This is a genomic window from Almyronema sp. (assembly GCF_052168255.1).
GTDB lineage: Bacteria > Cyanobacteriota > Cyanobacteriia > Phormidesmidales > Phormidesmidaceae > Sphaerothrix > Sphaerothrix epifaneia.
Window position 1 is genome coordinate 47,451 of record NZ_JBQLZL010000074.1, and the last position, 15,129, is coordinate 62,579.

Genomic DNA, 15,129 nt, shown 5'->3' on the forward strand with positions numbered 1-15,129 from the left:
CTAATTCGTGACTTTTGATCCTATTGTGTTGGCAGACTCCGCTTTATAGTTAGCCCAGCTTGGTGCCGTCATCATTATTTATGCAGCAGTTGGTTCGCGATCGCCATCCTTTTCGCCTGTTGCTTTATCTAGAGTGGATTTTGCTAAGCATTGCTGTGCTGGCCGCTTTTTCGCCGCTGCTGTTTGCCCATCCTCCCAAACCTTTTCCGGGGCCTTTTCACCCGGCCTCAAAACATGCACCTGTGCCCTTTGCAATTCCGCTGCAGGTGGGTGCTTTGCTCAGTATGGCAGGGCTAGGCGCGATGGGGCTGCGGTTGCCAACCCAGTCTAGAGTGCAGCAAGGACTCTACAGCGCCGCTGGGTTGGGGCTAAGTTGGCTGGCGGTGTTGATGATCGGCCATGGGCAGAGTGTGTTTCCGCCGTTGCTGCTGATTGTGGTCATTCGGGCTTGCCTGCTGTTTCCCTGGGGGGGACGGCTCTTGGTCGCAGGCATAGCCTACGGCTCGTTTATTTTGATGCTGCTGCTGGCATTTTTGGGCATTCGGCCTTTGGGCGTGCCGCTAGGGCGATCGCTGCCAGCAATTCTGCGGCGTATTCCGCCTGAATCTTTGCACAATGTGCTGTTAGGGCTAACCCTCAATACCGCTTTGCTGTTTGGCTTGGTGTTGGGTTTTGTGCTGCTGCTGGTAGGGGCAGTGCTGGCAGAAACCCGCAGTCGTCAGCAATTGAGCGAGGCAAATCATCGGCTACGTCAATATGCGTTGCTGATTGAAAACCAGGCTACTTTGCAAGAGCGTAACCGCATTGCCCGCGAAATTCATGACTCGGTAGGGCATTCGCTGGTGGCTCAAAGCATTCAACTCGAAAACGTGGCGATGTTACTACCTGCTAATAGCGGTTCATTGGCTGACCATTTGCACAAGGCCAGAGAGCTGGGTAAAGAGGCGTTGCAGCATGTGCGCCACTCAGTCGCCACGCTGCGCCACCATCCGCTACAGGGCAAAACACTCAAGGCCGCGATCGCTGTGCTGTTGCAAGACTTTCAGCATAACTGTGCGATTCCCATTACGGCTGAGGTGCAAATTGAGACGGAACCGTCTGTCGAAGTGGCGACAGCCCTTTATCGAATTGTGCAAGAGGCGTTGACTAATATTTCTAAACACAGTGAAGCTGACTGGGTAAATCTGAGTTTGGGTGATCGCCGCTCAGACTTAACCCTGCAAATCGAAGATAACGGTCAGGGCTTTGATCCCAGCCAAAATACGACTGGCTTTGGCCTCCAGAGTATGCGAGAGCGGACAACGGCGCTAGGCGGCAGTTTTTATCTCCACAGTCAGCCAGGACATGGCTGCCAGATCCAGGTGGTGATGCCGCGACAGGGGGCAGTGGCGTGATCAAACTTTTACTGGTCGATGACCAGAGTATTGTGCGGGAAGGACTGCGCAGCCTGCTGCAGGCCAAACCTGATTTGGAAGTCATTGGTACGGCTGAGAATGGCAAAATTGCCGTCGAGCAAGCGCTGAGGCTGCAACCCGATGTGGTGCTGATGGATGTGCGTATGCCTGTGATGGACGGTGTCGCCGCTACGCGTCAATTACGAACCCAGGCTCCTCAGATCAAAGTGCTGGTGCTAACAACTTTTGATGACGATGATTATGTCTCACGGGCGATGCAGTGTGGCGCTAAGGGGTATTTGCTCAAAGATACTCCTTCTGAAGAGTTAGCCCAAGCTATTCGAGCTATTCAAAAAGGCTACACCCAACTGGGGCCAGGACTGTTTGAAAAAGCGATCGCTTCGGCACCGACAACGGCTACGCCGCCCCCGGAACTTAACCAACTAACCCCGCGCGAACGCGAGGTACTACAGCTAATTGCGGCGGGCCGCAGTAACCGCGAGATTGCCCAAACCTTGTTTATTTCAGAGCGGACGGTAAAAAACCATGTCAATAGCCTGCTGGGTCGGCTTAACCTCCGCGATCGCACCCAGGCTGCCATTTTAGCGACCACCCTTTATAGAGATCAGCTATGACCACTCTTTCTGGCTACAAGCTAGCGAGTCAGCTATTTTTAGTGGGCGTTTTGGGCTGTGCGACAGGCTGTAGCTGGCTACCCAGCAGCGAAGCGCAAACCCAACCCCCCAACGGCCAAGCCGCCGATGGCCCCGTGGCGGTAGAAACGGCGATCGCCCAAACTGGTTCAGTTGAAACGACGCTGGAATATACGGGTACGACTGAACCTTTGCAAGCGGTTTCTTTACGAGCGCAGGCGGAAGGCCAGTTGTTGAGCGCCAGCGTTGATACTGGTGATGGCATTGCTATCGGCCAGCCTTTAGCCCGCTTAGACGGGGCACTGCTTCAGGCAGAACTCAATGAAGCCGAAGCCGAACTTGCAGCGCGTCAGTCTGAGGTGGCGCAAGCGCGATCGCAGGTCAGTGATGCCCAAACCCAGGTAGAGCAGGCCAGAGTTGAACTACAGCAGGCGATCGCCGATGCCGACCGCCTACAGCGGCTGACCGATGCCGGTGCAATTTCTCAGCAAGAAGCCGAACTAGCTCAAACGGCTCGCAGTATTGCTGCCCAGGCGCTACGCTCAGCGCAAGAGCAGGTAGCCACCCAGCAGCAAGGCGTTGCTTCAGCCCAGCGGCGTGTGGCCTCGCAGCAGGCCATTGTTGAACAAGCTCGTCAGCGGCTAGCCTATACGACGCTGACATCACCCATTGATGGAGTAGTCTTGGCGCGAGCGGCTGAACCGGGCGATTTAGTGCAACCCGGAAATGAAGTTTTTAGCTTAGGAGACTTCAGCGCTGTCAAAGTGATTGTGCAAGTTTCTGAATTGGTGCTGAGTGAGATTAGCCTGGGGCAAGCCGTGCAGGTTCGCCTAGATGCTTTTCCTGATACCTCGTTGACCGGGCGGGTCACGCGCATTTCACCTGTTGCAGATCCCACCGCCCGTCTGATTCCGGTTGAGGTGACGATTCCCAATGCCAATGGTCAAATCGGCAGCGGTTTGCTGGCGCGGGTTAACTTCGCCGCTGCTAGCCAAACTGTCGTCGTGCCCCAAAGTGCCCTAGAAATTGGCGAAAACCAAACTGATTCGGCCACTGCCACCCTCTTTGTGGCGATGGGTGAGGCTCCTGAAGCCCAAGTGCAAACTCGCTCGGTACAGGTGGGCGATCGCGCCAATGGTCAAGTCGAAATCCGTTCAGGCTTAGAACCTGGAGAGGCCGTGGTGGTTCGCAGTGGCGGCCCGCTCAGTGCCGGACAGGTGGTTCGATTAAGTATTCTTTCGGAGTCGTAGCAGGTTACTTATGGCAGCTTCTCATCCCGCTGGGCCAAGTGTCAGCCGTCTAGCAATTCGGCGTCACATTGGCACCCTCATGCTCACGATCGCGGTGATTGTGCTGGGTCTCTTTTTTATCGCCCGTTTACCTGTCGATTTATTACCCTCGATTACCTATCCGCGCATTGGCTTACGGCTAGATGCGCCTGGGGTTTCGCCTGAGGTGGCCGTTGACGAGGTGACTCGACCGCTAGAGCAAGCCCTGTCTGCGACCGAAGGGGTGGAGCAGGTCTTTTCGCAGACTCGCGAAGGGCGCATTAGTCTCGATCTGTTTTTTCGCCCTGGCGGCGATATTGACCAGGCTCTTAACGACGCTACGGCTACGCTTAACCGGGCCCGCGATAGCTTGCCGGATACGGTGGGCGAACCCCGGCTGTTTAAGTTTGATCCCTCGCAGTTGCCTGTTTACGAACTGGCGCTTACGTCTCAACGGTATCAGGGGGTTGACCTGCGAGTATTTGCCGAAGAAGAACTGGCGCGGGAGTTGGGGGTTATTCCGGGTGTAGCCAGCGTTGATGTTTCAGGTGGCGTGCAGGAAGAAGTGCTGATCAACTTGAATCTCAGTCGTTTGCAGGCGCTGGGACTCAATTTACCCGAAGTGTTAGCGGCTTTAGAGGCTCGCAACCAGGATACTGCTGGGGGACGGCTGCGCGGTAGCGAAGCTGAATCGCTAACCCGGCTGCGGGGTAAGTTTCAATCGGCTGACGAAGTTCGTAATTTGATTTTTGAGGTGGGTGACAGCAGCCCGCCTCAGCAGGTTTATCTGCGAGACTTTGCCGAAATAATTGACGGGACGGAAGAACAGCGAATTTTCGTAACGCTCAACGGTGAACCAGCCGTTAAAGTAAGCGTGCAAAAGCAGCCGGACGCGAATACGGTAGCGGTCGTGGCGGATGTCAAGCAGCGGCTAGAGACGTTGAGAGCTTCTGGGCTAATTCCGGCAGATATGACGCTGACGGCCACCCTCGACGAATCGCGTTTTATTCGTAATTCTATTAGCAATGTGGCGATCGCTGGTTTGTCGGGTTCAGCTTTAGCTGCGATCGCTGTTTTGCTCTTTTTGGGTTCGCTGCGGCAAACGTTGATCATTGTTTTGGCAATTCCGCTAGCCACGCTGACGGCTATTTTGATGATCAAACTGTTTGGCCTATCGCTGAACGTTTTTAGCCTGGGGGGATTGGCTCTGGGCGTGGGCATTGTGGTGGATAACTCCATCGTGATGCTCGAAAACATTGCCAAAGGGGCAGAAACCCACGCGGCGCAAACCAATGGGTCGCGTAACGGCCATAACGGTCATAACGGCAGTCGGCGATCGCTGATTCAACAAGCTGAGCAAAGCAGCCAGGAGCTAGAGTCTGCCTTGATTGCTTCCACCACTACCAACTTGGTGGCGGTGCTGCCCTTTTTGCTCATTGGCGGTTTTGTCTCGCTATTGTTTAGCGAACTGATTTTGACCATTAGCTTTGCGGTGGCGTCGTCGCTGGTGGTGGCTTTAACCGTAGTTCCTTCTTTGGCTGCTCGTCTGCTAGCGATTCGCGGCTCTAGTGGCTTGCAGCGGTTTTGGCTAATTCGCCAGTTTGATCGCCGCCTAGAAGCCGCAACCGTTCGCTATACCCAGTTTTTGCGCTGGATTTTGCAGCGGCGTTTGAGCGTCATTGCGATCGCCTTTTTGGTTCTCGGCGGTGGCAGCCTGCTGATGGTCGGTCGGGTACCCCAAGAAATTTTGCCGCGAATTGATACCGGACAAGCCCAACTGTTTGCCCAGTTTCCGCCGGGGACGCCTCTGTCTGATAACCGTCAGGTGATGGCGGCGATCGACCAGCTACTGCGAGAGCAACCTGAGACGGAGTATACGTTTACTACCTCTGGCGGTGCCCTCTTTGCCAGTATCACCAGCGAAAATGCGCTGCGGGGTTCTAGCACTATTACGCTAAAGCCGGGGGTTGACATTACAGCTTTTGTCGATCGCATGAGCCAAGCGTTTGAGCAGTTCAATCTGGTCGATACGTTGATTCGCATTAGCCCAGAATCGGTGCGGGGCTTGGTCTTGAGCAATTCTCCGGTACGCTCTGAAATTGATGTCATGCTACAGGGAAGCGATACTGAGGCACTCCAGCAGGCGGGGCGGCAGGTGTTGGCCGCTTTGGGGGAACAGGCTACCCTGGCTCGTTTTCGACCCGATGCGGAAGAACCCCAGCCTGAGGTGCAGATTCGGCCTGATTGGGAACGAGCAGCCGACCTGGGCTTGACGGCTGAAGATCTGGGTAACACGGTGCAGACCATTTTGAATGGTTCGGTGCCGACGCAGTTGCAGCGAGGCGATCGCCTGGTTGATATTCGAGTGCGGGTCAACCCAGAAGAAATTCAGCGTCCTGAGCAGCTCAGGCTAATTCCGCTGTTTACTGACGCGGGGCAACTGGTGCGCTTGGGCGATGTGGCTAGCATTGAGTCGGGGCAAGCGCCCGGTGAAATTCAGCGGATTAATCAACGGCAGGTCTTTCTGGTGGCGGGTAGTTTAGCCGAAGGAGCCAGCCTAGGAGAGGCGCTCGAAGAAGTTGACACGGTGCTGTCTACCCTGGAACTGCCGGAAGGGGTGAATATTTTGCCTAGCTCTAGTGCTGAAACGAATCAGCAGTTGCAGGCTTCGCTTGCCATTTTGGGAGGGCTAGCCGCCTTTTTGGTGTTTGTGGTGATGGCCGTGCAGTATAACTCGCTGGTTGATCCGCTGGTGATTATGCTGACGGTGCCGCTGGCGCTGGCAGGCGGTATTTTGGGGCTATTTGTCACCCAGACGGCGATCGGGGCGACGGTGATTGTTGGGGCGGTACTGCTGGTGGGGATCGTAGTCAACAACGCCATTATTTTGGTGGAGTTGGCTAACCAAATTCGCGATCGCGCCGAACAGTCTTTTGACCCTGTTAGTCCTCAAACTGCAATTTTGCAGGCAGCACCTCAACGCCTTCGCCCCATTTTAATGACCACCATTACCACGGTTTTAGGTCTGTTTCCTCTGGCTTTGGGCATCGGAGAAGGCTCCGAATTTTTGCAGCCTTTGGGGGTGGTTGTGTTTTCGGGTTTGTCGCTGGCAACCCTTTTGACGCTGTTCATCATCCCCTGTTTTTATAGCCTGCTACACGATCCTTACTGGCAGCGCTGGCGTCGTCGCCTGACACGCAAAACTAAGGTTCTGGTCATGTCTAAGAGCGATCGCTAAGTTTGCGGAAACGGGGTCGTCTGATATGAAGCTAAAACAATCAGACTATCCCTTTCCTGAAAAACAATGCGTTCATCTCCAGACTCTAATCCTCTAAGCAACCGCTTCAGACCGCTAGCCCAAAAACGGTTGATGCAGATTTCGCTAGGCAGTTTGCTGCTTCTAGGTTCTGTTTTGGCCTTGACTAACCCCAGCAAAGAAGACTACCTCAACTACACGGCTGAGCAAATTCATCTTTCATCCAAACAAGGCTGCACCGAATTCGATCGCGACATTGATGTAACGGTTTTCTCAATGCCGACGAGCGATCTGTGTAAGTCTTTTGTGCAAGGTGCTGATTTTCTTGGGCGAGGGGTTTTGAAACAGCTCATTAGCTTGTCAACATCCGAACCCAAAAACTACCTGATTTTGAGTGTTTACACCACAAAAGTACCGGGACGTGTGTACAAAACAGTGGGGATTGGGGGGCATTTTTTCACTTTGACAGAAAAATGAAGTTTGCTCTCTCCTGACTGTCTTAACTCAATAACGACGACACAAGCACCGCTAGCGTTTTCTTAAGGTTGGATTGCCGCGCCCGCTAGAACGCTTGCAAAGATATTGCTCAAGGCACAAAACAGAAGGCAAAAGGAAAGCGTTTCTGTTAGCAGCTTTTAGCATTAGCAATTGAAGCGTCTTAACCTTAGGAGCCTATACCCTGTACAATAAATATCTGGAACATAGCTAAAAGCAAAGATAGAGGCCAGAAAGCGGAAGCAAAGCTTTTTGTCAGTAGCGGCTTTTAGCAATTGAGTGCCTCAACTTTTGTGGCTACCGCTATACCTGTTTGTCAAGCGTAAATTCAGGGGGATCAATGGCGATTGAACTAACTGTCCCGTCTATGGTTTGCGAAGGTTGTGTTGAAACCGTAACCGAGGCGATTACCCAAGTAGATAGCGAAGCCGAGGTCAATATTGACCTCCAGACTAAAGCAGTCGTCGCTAAAACTGAAGCCAGCGAAGCTTCTATTCGGCAGGCGATTGAAGCTACCGGACATACCGTTGCTTGATACAGTTAGTTTGCAGCTAATGGCTTTAGCCTTTATCGCTAATAGCAAACGCCAGAATGACAGGTTTCTGTCAAAAACTGTTAACCATTCAGTGGCTCAGAGGGTGTTTGAAAAGCCAATGGTTGTGATTTTAGGCACTCATCTGATCTCCCCTACTTTTAAGGTGGATTTAGGGGGATCTAAACCGTTTGGCGACGCAGCAGATATCTTTTCAAACATCCTCTTAACGTAGGGCAACTACTCTATCTGCTTAGCTATTGCTAAAAAACGCTAAAGTCCCAGCAAAAGTTGCTTCCATACTGGCTAAATGGCTTGATGATTCAATCAGTAGCTGCCGCAAAAGTTCAGCTTTGGCTGAGGTTTGTTTAGCCTGACAAACCGATTTAGGGAAATTTATCCAAATACAGAAGGTTCGGTTTGCAGCTGATGCAGAATCCGCGTAACCTGCTGATAAGCAGCTTGGCTGCCTTGCTGCTGAAGATAGTGGGCAGCTTGGTGCAAGTCGGCGATCGCCTGCTGTTTTTTGCCTATTTGGCTGTAGATTAAACCTCGGTTCAGATAAGTCTGAGCTTGGTGAGAATCCATTCCCAATACTTGACTAAAATACTCGATTGCTGCTAGTTCATAGCCCTGTTGGTGGCAAGCACAGGCTAAATTAAAAAAAGCGCTTGAATCAGAAGCATCGTAGTTGATTGCTTGCAAAAAGTCCCTCACAGCGGCGGCAGGCTTTTGTATTAGCAGATAGGCCGCACCGCGATCGTCATAAATAGCTGCCATGCGAGCTGCTGATAGCTGAGGTGTGCGTTGCAGCGAACGGTTATAGTCTGCGATCGCGGCTGAATAATGAGCCAAACCAAATTCAGCCAAACCGCGATTATAAAAAGCTCGATAATCGTCAGGCTTTAAACTCAAAACCTGATTGTAGTTATCGATTGCAGCCGTATACAGACCCAAGCGATAGTTAGCTAACCCTCGGTTTAAGTAAAACTCGGCGTTGCTAAAATCACGCTCTAAAGCTTGAGTACAGTCGGCAATGGCTAGCGAGTTTTGGTTAAGTTTTAGATAGGCCAAACAGCGATTGCCATAAGCAGCCGCTCGATTAGGGTTTTGTCGAATAGCTTGCGTGAAAGCCGCGATTGCCTGCTCATACCGCTGTGATTGAAACGCGTCTACTCCTTGCTGGAAACTATCTTGCAAGGAAGGAGTAAACGCCCAGGCTGGTAAAGCCAATAGCGCTGAACTTAAAAAAATAAAAAGAGCTAAAAGCCACGCTCGTTGGTTGGCTAAGATCATTTGCTAATTTACTCAATAGGCTAAGACCACCCCTCAGGGGCGCAGACTTTACACCCCTGTCACGCCGCTTAAAATCGATCTACCAGCCTTTTTCAGCTTGATCTAGCACATAGGCAGCTACGTTTTCAATTTGTTCGGCTGTCAAGCGACCTTTAAAAGCAGGCATGGCATTTTTGCCATTCGTTACCTGAGTTTGAATCGCTGCCAGCGAAGCCATCTCATACTGTTCTAAGTCGCTTTGTTTGAGCGTTTTTGCCGCGTTGACCACATTGCCACCCCCCATATGGCAAGCAGCGCAGTTAGCTGAAAACACTCTAGCACCCGCCGCTACATCAGCCATTGCCGAGGGCACAAACACAAGCAAGCTAATAGCGATCGCCCCAAAAGCTAGCAAAACTCGTTTCATCTTTAGTTGTCTCCCAAAGCCAGTTTTTCTAGCTGATTATGCAAGCGCTAAAAAGCGGCGTCAAAAGACAAAGCGTCAAAGATTTCTATTTATGAACTTCAGCTATCCCTTATGATGCAAAAAGCTTTTTTAGAGGTTTAAATGAGTCAGCCCGTTACCTGGACAGCCGCAGCCGAAGCCCGGTTAAAAGAAATTCCTTTTTTTGTGCGCCCTGCCGCCCGCAAAAAAATTGAAAAATTCGCTCAAGCTGATGGCATCAGCGAAATTACAGTCGCAGTTTATGAACAAGCTAAACAAAAATTTGGCTCTAACTAGCCGCGTCAACCGCCTCTAGCGATCGCCCGGTTGTTTCTACTTGGGCTAGATAGGTCACCAACGCCGCCAACAAGCAGATGCCTGCTAGCAAAAACAACAACGGGGGCACCCCCCAGGCTTGCTGCAACACAGGTAGCCCATAGGTGCCTACCACCGCCCCCGCTTTGGCAAACGCCGCTGCAAAGCCCGCACCACTGGCACGAATAGAGGTAGGAAACACCTCTCCTGAGAGCAAGAAAGTGGTGGCATTTGGCCCTAAATTCATCAACAGGTTAAACACCACAAATCCAGCAAAAACCAGACCTAGCTTTAGCTGGCTAGCTGGCTCTACCAGGTCTGACAAAGCCAAAAGGCTCAGTCCTGCTGCCATACCGACAAAGCCTGTCATTTGTAGGCGAATGCGACCGACGCGATCTATTAACCAAACCGCCAGCACAAACCCAGAAATTAAAAATAGATCTACAAAAGCGGCTCCTTTCGCTGCCGCCATCGCTTGTAAAAGAAAGCTATCTTGACCCGCAAAAGCCAGCGCCCCAATAATGGTGGGGGTAAAAATACCAATGCCGTAAGTGGCAATATCTTGCAAAAACCAGGGCAGCGAGGCTAGCAGCGTTCGCCGCCGATAGGCCGCTGTAAATAAAGCGCCATAAGCTAATTGAGGCTCTCGCTCAGGTGGATCGGTAGCGGGTGTTAGGGTAATCGGGCTAGCCAAGAGGGTAGAAGCCGCTGTCGAAGCCGCCTCATAATCGCCTTTAGCCAGGTAGTAACGTGGACTTTCTAACAAAAAGCTGAGCCGCAACCCGGCAACGCCCATTGCCAGCAGTAACCCTACCCCAAGCATGACGCGCCACCCATATTGAATAGCCAGTTGGGGATTACCGGGATAAAAATGATCAAAAAAGGCAATGGTGCTAAGCCCTGTGAGCGCACCCAATAAGGCTCCCACCGCCTGAAACGAAAAAGCGCCTACGACCATGCGACCTCGCAGCCGAGCGGGTACATTTTCGGTAATGTAGGCGACGCTAATAGGATAATCAGCCCCGATCCCCAGGCCAACCAAAAAACGAAACCCGATTAAAGACGCCGGATTCCAGGCTAAAGCTGTCCCTGCTGTTGCCAATACAAAGATAGCGACATCAACAATTAGCATGCGCTGACGGCCAAGGCGATCGGTGAGGGGGCCAAGGGTTAAAGAACCTACCAGCGAACCCGCGATCGCCGCCACTGCGATCGCCCCAGTACCGCCCGCGCCTAAACCAAAGTCTCGCTGCAAAAAAGGCAGCGCCACACCAATAATAAAAAAGTCAAACCCATCCAGGGCAATTAGCCCTGCCGATAGCCCCCACAGCAACCACATCGGTCGGGTTAGGGCTGACTGATCTAAACGCTGCTCAAAAGACTGAACCGGAGCTGCGATCGTCATAGGGTGGAGTTAAACAGAGAGTCGCAGTAGTGATCAAGCAGATCAGCCGGATCTTTATAAATAGAGACACACCCTGCTTCGCGTAGCTGATCGGGCGAAAAGCCACCGCTTAAAAATCCCAATGTTGGCAGTGAAAGCTTTTGGGCTGCTTCGGCATCGTAAGGGCTATCGCCAATTACAATGACCGACTCAGGGGACACTTGCGGCAGTTTTTCTAAAGCAGCTTGAAAAATGTCAGCCTCAGGCTTGGCTTTTTCTACGTCATCGGCGCAGGTCATGCCATCAATTAAGTCTTTGATGCCTAGCAACTCCCGATAGTGATCGGCGGTTTCTTGCTCGGCTGAAGTCGCCAGAACAATTTGAATGTGGTCTTGGCGAATACGCTCAAATAAAGCCCGAACTTGGGGTAGCGGCTGAATTTGGGGCAGAAAGTGTTCGTGAAAATATTGTTTGCGATACTGGCTGAGGTCAGATCCGTACTGCTGATTTTCCTCGTCCGTTAAAAACTCTTGCAGAATATACTCGCCACCTTTGCCAATTCGCTGTTTAACAGTGGCAAATTCAACGGTGTGACCAAATTTCTCAAACCCCTTAACCCAGGCTTCAGCGTGAAAATTGACGGAGTCTACCAAAGTACCATCGATATCAAAAATAGCGGCTTGGGGCATTGGCTTTTAGCTCATAGGCGTTGAAACAACTGCTTTAGCCTAGAGTTTGTTAAGCTCGCCTGTCTTGTGGCTGAAGATAGAAATTGATTGACCGCGATCGCCTCACCACTGGCTAAACGGCTGCTGGGCTAGATAAGCATTGAAATAGCGCGGATCGCCAGAAACTTCTTCTCCTACCCAGTCCGGTAGGTCAATCACCTGTTGGGGATCACTCAGCTCTACTTCGGCTACAATCAGTCCAGCATTTTCGCCCATAAATTCATCGACTTCCCACACCAGCGATCCCGACAAGATTTTATAGCGGTTTTTTTCAATCAAGGGTTTTTGGCAAAGGGTATCTAGCATTTCTTCAGCGTCGGCGGCAGGAATGGCATATTCAAACTCGGCGCGGCGATTGCCAACTGTGCGGCCTTTGATGGTGACACAGGCGCGATCGCCCACTAGCCGCACCCGCACCGTGCAGCCATCTTGGGCGGTGGTTAAATATCCCTGACGGTAAAATTCGCTGCTGCCCAGCGATCGCCAGCGATCGCCTTTAACTAAAAATTTCCGCTCAATTTCAACGCCCATACTCAGTGTCCCTGGCTTTTCAAACGCCCTCTCAACCGTAACTCAACCAATAAGACCTAACCCAGAATATTTACTTGTGATATTGACTGCCCTGCAAAATAGTTTTTGCCCGATAAAGCTGTTCTACCAACAGGAGCCGCGCCACTTCATGGGGAAAGGTCATCGGAGAAAGGCTCAAAAGTTGGCTTGCGGCTTGTTTCAAAGCTGGGCTTAATCCGGCGGCGCTGCCAATTACAAACACCAAACTATTAGAATCAGCCGCAGCTAAAAAATGAGCAAACCCAACCGATGAAAAAGTTTGCCCTTCTTCACTCAATCCGATTAGGCGATCGCCTCCTTTTAGTATGGATAAAATTTGATCGCCCTCTTTTGCTGGCGTTGAATCTTTGATCTCAACGATCTCTAATTCTGGCAAACGCTGAAGATAGACTTCTACGCCCTCGCGCAGCCAGCCTTTTTTGACTTTGCCAACGGCAATTAGTTTGACTTTGGGGAAGCTTTGCATCGCTGTTGGTTGAGGGTATTACGCTCCCAAAAATAGCCAGCGGCATAGCCTTGAATGGTGCGATCGCCTGTTGCTAGTTCTAGACGTTTTTCCGCTAAGCAGCAAAACTGCTCGTCAATTTCGATGCCAATGTAGTGGCGTCCTAATTTTTTAGCCACAACTGACGTAGTGCCTGATCCCAGGAAGGGATCTAGCACTATGTCGCCAGGATGGCTACTGGCTAAAATCAGCTTGGCTAGAAGCTTTTCTGGCTTTTGGGTCGGATGACAGGTGTTTTCCGGCATTGACCAAAACGGTACCGAAATATCAGTCCACAAATTTGATGGGTAGGTAATGCGAAAGTTACCGTGGTTAGTTGCTTGCCAGTCTTTGGGCTGACCGCTGCGATCGCGGTAAGGAGCCATTACCTTCCGTTTTAGTTTGACCGCTTCCACATTAAATACATACTGATTGGACAGCGTACAAAACCAGATATCTTCTGAACAGTTTTTCCAGTTAACTTTAGCGCCACGACCTTTTTCTCGTTCCCAGGTAATGCGATTTCTGACTTTACAATACTGGCTAACGACCCGATGAATCGCTGTTGAAGACTGCCAATCTCCACAGCAATAAATTGAAGCAGTTGGTTTGAGCAAAGGCAATAGTTGGGAAAACCAACTGTCTAACCAGGTTTCGTAGTCTTCTAAAGATTTGCGGTTGAAGCGCTGTTGATTAAAGGTTTTACTCAGGTTATAAGGCGGATCTAAAAACAGTAAATCAATAGACTGGGGCGGTAGGTGAGGCAGCGCTTCTAAAAAATTTTGGTGCAAAGTTCGATCAAGAACTGCCTCAAGCGGCGTCGCCGTTGTGAGGGTGAGCAAACGAGACTGATAGCGCTGGCAGTCTGACTGACTCAAAGCTAAGGTTCGATTTCGAGGCGCTAAGGGCTTATTCACACTCAGAGGATGTTTGAAAAGTTATCTGCTGTGTAGCAAAACGGTTGAGATCCCCCTCAATCCCATTTTTAAGGGGGACTTCCGAGCCGATTCCCTCTTTTTAAGGGGGGGCTAAGGGGGGATCGATGAGTGCCTAAAATCCCAACCATTGGCTTTTCAGACACCCTCTAATAGCCAAGAACTCCCCTTACCTTACAGCTTTCTATGTCCAAATCGGGCGATCGCAGGCTAAGACTTCCTGGTTTTTCCCTAGAATAGTTCATATTTACTATTTTTAACGGACTGCATGGAAATAACGACGCTTGAGCTGAAGTTTCTCATGCGGCTGTTGGCTCAGGCTAATTACCATGCTCCCCTCAGCCAGATTAGTCTGAATGCTAAAACTTCCGCCGCTCAACGAGAGACTGTTTGCCGCCAACTCGGCCACAAGGGTTTAGTTGCCTACACTGAAGTGATCAGCCGCTTTGGCCTCACCCCAGGCGGGCGGCTACTCCTCAACTTAGACAATCGCAACTTGCTGGTGACGCCCGATGAGTTACTTACGCTCAAGTCAGCCGCTACAGGCCACCTCTCGCCCGCAACTATTCACCCCAAAGTTCCTGCTCAGAGTCGTCAACGTCTGATTCAAACTCTGGCAAGTCGCAAACTGGTCAAAATTAGCCAAAAGCAGATCAAAGACGTGTGGTTGACGCCGCAAGGCCAGCACTTTCTGCGCTTTCAATACAGCCCTCAAGGGCATGACCCAGCGCTAACCCTGACCATGCTAGGGGACTATCTCAAATTTATGCGACAACCTGCTACGCCTGACTCGCTGAATTCTAAATGAGAATTAGCCGACCTGACTATTAGCGACTCAAAATGATGCTTTCATCTGCGCCTGGGCAAATTCCCAGATAGTTGCTTTAAGGTTTTGGCTGTAGGTTTTTTCAGACAACCCATGCAACTTAAACTGTTTACTCCGCTTGGACTCACCCTGGCGCTATTAATCGGCAATTCGCTTAGCTGGCGATCGCCCGTAGCGGTTGCTGAAACTGTTGAAATTGCGCAGGCTGCTCCCTCAGCAAGTCAATTTGTCACTGTCGATCGCAGCCATCCCACTACTGGGAGTTTCCGTATCGTGACTGAAAATGGCCAGCAATATCTAGAATTTGACCAACAGTTCAGCACTGGTGGCGGGCCTGACGTTGAAGTTATTCTTTACCGATCAGCCACCATTCCCACCGCTATTGCTGAGGCCGATTACGTGAAGCTAGATCAGTTACAGCGCTTGCGCGGCAGCCAACGCTACAGCATTCCGGCTGATATTGACCTGGATGAGTATGGCTCAGTTGGCATTTGGTGCCGCACCTTCAATATCACCTTTGGTTACGCTGCGCTCTAGCAAGAACAGCGTACCAACCGCCGTTAAACACA

Annotated in this window: 16 protein-coding genes; 9 read left to right on the top strand and 7 right to left on the bottom strand. The window is 51.2% G+C overall.

The window, feature by feature from the left end:
• Nucleotides 1-80 precede the first annotated feature (80 nt).
• The 6 genes from ACTS3T_RS16605 to ACTS3T_RS16630 all read left to right on the top strand — a co-directional run bounded on the left by ACTS3T_RS16605 (nt 81) and on the right by ACTS3T_RS16630 (nt 7,601).
• Entirely contained in the window at nt 81-1,394 is a 1,314-nt protein-coding gene (locus ACTS3T_RS16605; protein WP_377964868.1) for a sensor histidine kinase, read from the top strand.
• Entirely contained in the window at nt 1,391-2,029 is a 639-nt protein-coding gene (locus tag ACTS3T_RS16610) for a response regulator transcription factor (RefSeq protein ID WP_377964866.1), read from the top strand. Before ACTS3T_RS16605 ends, ACTS3T_RS16610 begins: the two co-directional genes overlap by 4 nt.
• On the top strand, nt 2,026-3,297 hold the full coding sequence (locus tag ACTS3T_RS16615; protein ID WP_377964864.1) for an efflux RND transporter periplasmic adaptor subunit: 1,272 nt from the start codon (nt 2,026-2,028) through the stop codon (nt 3,295-3,297). The genes ACTS3T_RS16610 and ACTS3T_RS16615 overlap by 4 nt, the downstream gene beginning before the upstream one ends.
• A gap of 10 nt (nt 3,298-3,307) precedes the next feature.
• Nucleotides 3,308-6,553 (top strand): efflux RND transporter permease subunit, encoded by a 3,246-nt coding sequence (locus ACTS3T_RS16620; RefSeq protein ID WP_377964862.1) that lies wholly within the window; start codon nt 3,308-3,310, stop codon nt 6,551-6,553.
• 66 nt (nt 6,554-6,619) lie between these two features.
• The gene (locus ACTS3T_RS16625) at nt 6,620-7,048 is read left to right on the top strand and encodes a DUF4359 domain-containing protein (protein WP_377964860.1); all 429 of its coding nucleotides are present in this window, start codon (nt 6,620-6,622) and stop codon (nt 7,046-7,048) included.
• 358 nt (nt 7,049-7,406) lie between these two features.
• Entirely contained in the window at nt 7,407-7,601 is a 195-nt protein-coding gene (locus tag ACTS3T_RS16630; RefSeq protein WP_377964858.1) for a heavy-metal-associated domain-containing protein, read from the top strand.
• 393 nt (nt 7,602-7,994) lie between these two features.
• Here ACTS3T_RS16630 and ACTS3T_RS16635 read toward each other — a convergent pair whose 3' ends face one another.
• Both ACTS3T_RS16635 and petJ read right to left on the bottom strand, forming a co-directional pair.
• Nucleotides 7,995-8,798 carry a tetratricopeptide repeat protein gene (locus tag ACTS3T_RS16635; RefSeq protein WP_377964856.1) on the bottom strand — a complete coding sequence of 268 codons (804 nt, stop codon included), beginning with the start codon at nt 8,796-8,798 and terminating at the stop codon, nt 7,995-7,997.
• Between the two features lie 175 nt (nt 8,799-8,973).
• Entirely contained in the window at nt 8,974-9,300 is a 327-nt protein-coding gene (gene petJ, locus ACTS3T_RS16640; RefSeq protein ID WP_377964854.1) for a cytochrome c6 PetJ, read from the bottom strand.
• Nucleotides 9,301-9,441: 141 nt separating this feature from the next.
• Between petJ and ACTS3T_RS16645 the strand changes: the two genes are divergently transcribed.
• Entirely contained in the window at nt 9,442-9,615 is a 174-nt protein-coding gene (locus tag ACTS3T_RS16645; RefSeq protein WP_377964852.1) for a PCP reductase family protein, read from the top strand.
• Here ACTS3T_RS16645 and ACTS3T_RS16650 read toward each other — a convergent pair.
• The 5 genes from ACTS3T_RS16650 to ACTS3T_RS16670 all read right to left on the bottom strand — a co-directional run bounded on the left by ACTS3T_RS16650 (nt 9,608) and on the right by ACTS3T_RS16670 (nt 13,722).
• The gene (locus ACTS3T_RS16650) at nt 9,608-11,038 is read right to left on the bottom strand and encodes an MFS transporter (RefSeq protein ID WP_462935270.1); all 1,431 of its coding nucleotides are present in this window, start codon (nt 11,036-11,038) and stop codon (nt 9,608-9,610) included. The genes ACTS3T_RS16645 and ACTS3T_RS16650 overlap by 8 nt on opposite strands.
• Complete coding sequence (locus ACTS3T_RS16655; RefSeq protein ID WP_377964848.1) at nt 11,035-11,706, bottom strand: HAD family hydrolase; 672 nt, start codon at nt 11,704-11,706, stop codon at nt 11,035-11,037. Before ACTS3T_RS16655 ends, ACTS3T_RS16650 begins: the two co-directional genes overlap by 4 nt.
• Nucleotides 11,707-11,808: 102 nt before the next feature.
• Nucleotides 11,809-12,276 carry a CYTH domain-containing protein gene (locus ACTS3T_RS16660; protein ID WP_377964846.1) on the bottom strand — a complete coding sequence of 156 codons (468 nt, stop codon included), beginning with the start codon at nt 12,274-12,276 and terminating at the stop codon, nt 11,809-11,811.
• A gap of 70 nt (nt 12,277-12,346) precedes the next feature.
• Nucleotides 12,347-12,781, bottom strand: a complete 435-nt coding sequence (locus tag ACTS3T_RS16665) for a 23S rRNA (pseudouridine(1915)-N(3))-methyltransferase RlmH (protein WP_377964844.1) — start codon at nt 12,779-12,781, stop codon at nt 12,347-12,349.
• Nucleotides 12,754-13,722, bottom strand: a complete 969-nt coding sequence (locus ACTS3T_RS16670) for a DNA-methyltransferase (RefSeq protein ID WP_377964957.1) — start codon at nt 13,720-13,722, stop codon at nt 12,754-12,756. The genes ACTS3T_RS16665 and ACTS3T_RS16670 overlap by 28 nt, the downstream gene beginning before the upstream one ends.
• A 280-nt stretch (nt 13,723-14,002) precedes the next feature.
• Here ACTS3T_RS16670 and ACTS3T_RS16675 point away from each other — a divergent pair, with 280 nt between their 5' ends.
• Nucleotides 14,003-14,542, top strand: coding sequence for a hypothetical protein (locus ACTS3T_RS16675; protein ID WP_377964843.1), 540 nt, complete (start codon nt 14,003-14,005; stop codon nt 14,540-14,542).
• A gap of 111 nt (nt 14,543-14,653) precedes the next feature.
• Nucleotides 14,654-15,097 carry a DM13 domain-containing protein gene (locus tag ACTS3T_RS16680; RefSeq protein ID WP_377964841.1) on the top strand — a complete coding sequence of 148 codons (444 nt, stop codon included), beginning with the start codon at nt 14,654-14,656 and terminating at the stop codon, nt 15,095-15,097.
• Nucleotides 15,098-15,129: the final 32 nt, after the last annotated feature.

Coding starts and splice junctions, on each gene's coding strand:
- petJ (WP_377964854.1), bottom strand. CDS start 9,300: ATGAAACGAGTTTTGCTAGCTTTTGGGGCGATCGCTATTAGCTTGCTT.
- ACTS3T_RS16665 (WP_377964844.1), bottom strand. CDS start 12,781: ATGCAAAGCTTCCCCAAAGTCAAACTAATTGCCGTTGGCAAAGTCAAA.
- ACTS3T_RS16680 (WP_377964841.1), top strand. CDS start 14,654: ATGCAACTTAAACTGTTTACTCCGCTTGGACTCACCCTGGCGCTATTA.
- ACTS3T_RS16655 (WP_377964848.1), bottom strand. CDS start 11,706: ATGCCCCAAGCCGCTATTTTTGATATCGATGGTACTTTGGTAGACTCC.
- ACTS3T_RS16620 (WP_377964862.1), top strand. CDS start 3,308: ATGGCAGCTTCTCATCCCGCTGGGCCAAGTGTCAGCCGTCTAGCAATT.
- ACTS3T_RS16675 (WP_377964843.1), top strand. CDS start 14,003: ATGGAAATAACGACGCTTGAGCTGAAGTTTCTCATGCGGCTGTTGGCT.
- ACTS3T_RS16660 (WP_377964846.1), bottom strand. CDS start 12,276: ATGGGCGTTGAAATTGAGCGGAAATTTTTAGTTAAAGGCGATCGCTGG.
- ACTS3T_RS16630 (WP_377964858.1), top strand. CDS start 7,407: ATGGCGATTGAACTAACTGTCCCGTCTATGGTTTGCGAAGGTTGTGTT.
- ACTS3T_RS16625 (WP_377964860.1), top strand. CDS start 6,620: ATGCGTTCATCTCCAGACTCTAATCCTCTAAGCAACCGCTTCAGACCG.
- ACTS3T_RS16645 (WP_377964852.1), top strand. CDS start 9,442: ATGAGTCAGCCCGTTACCTGGACAGCCGCAGCCGAAGCCCGGTTAAAA.
- ACTS3T_RS16605 (WP_377964868.1), top strand. CDS start 81: ATGCAGCAGTTGGTTCGCGATCGCCATCCTTTTCGCCTGTTGCTTTAT.
- ACTS3T_RS16615 (WP_377964864.1), top strand. CDS start 2,026: ATGACCACTCTTTCTGGCTACAAGCTAGCGAGTCAGCTATTTTTAGTG.
- ACTS3T_RS16650 (WP_462935270.1), bottom strand. CDS start 11,038: ATGACGATCGCAGCTCCGGTTCAGTCTTTTGAGCAGCGTTTAGATCAG.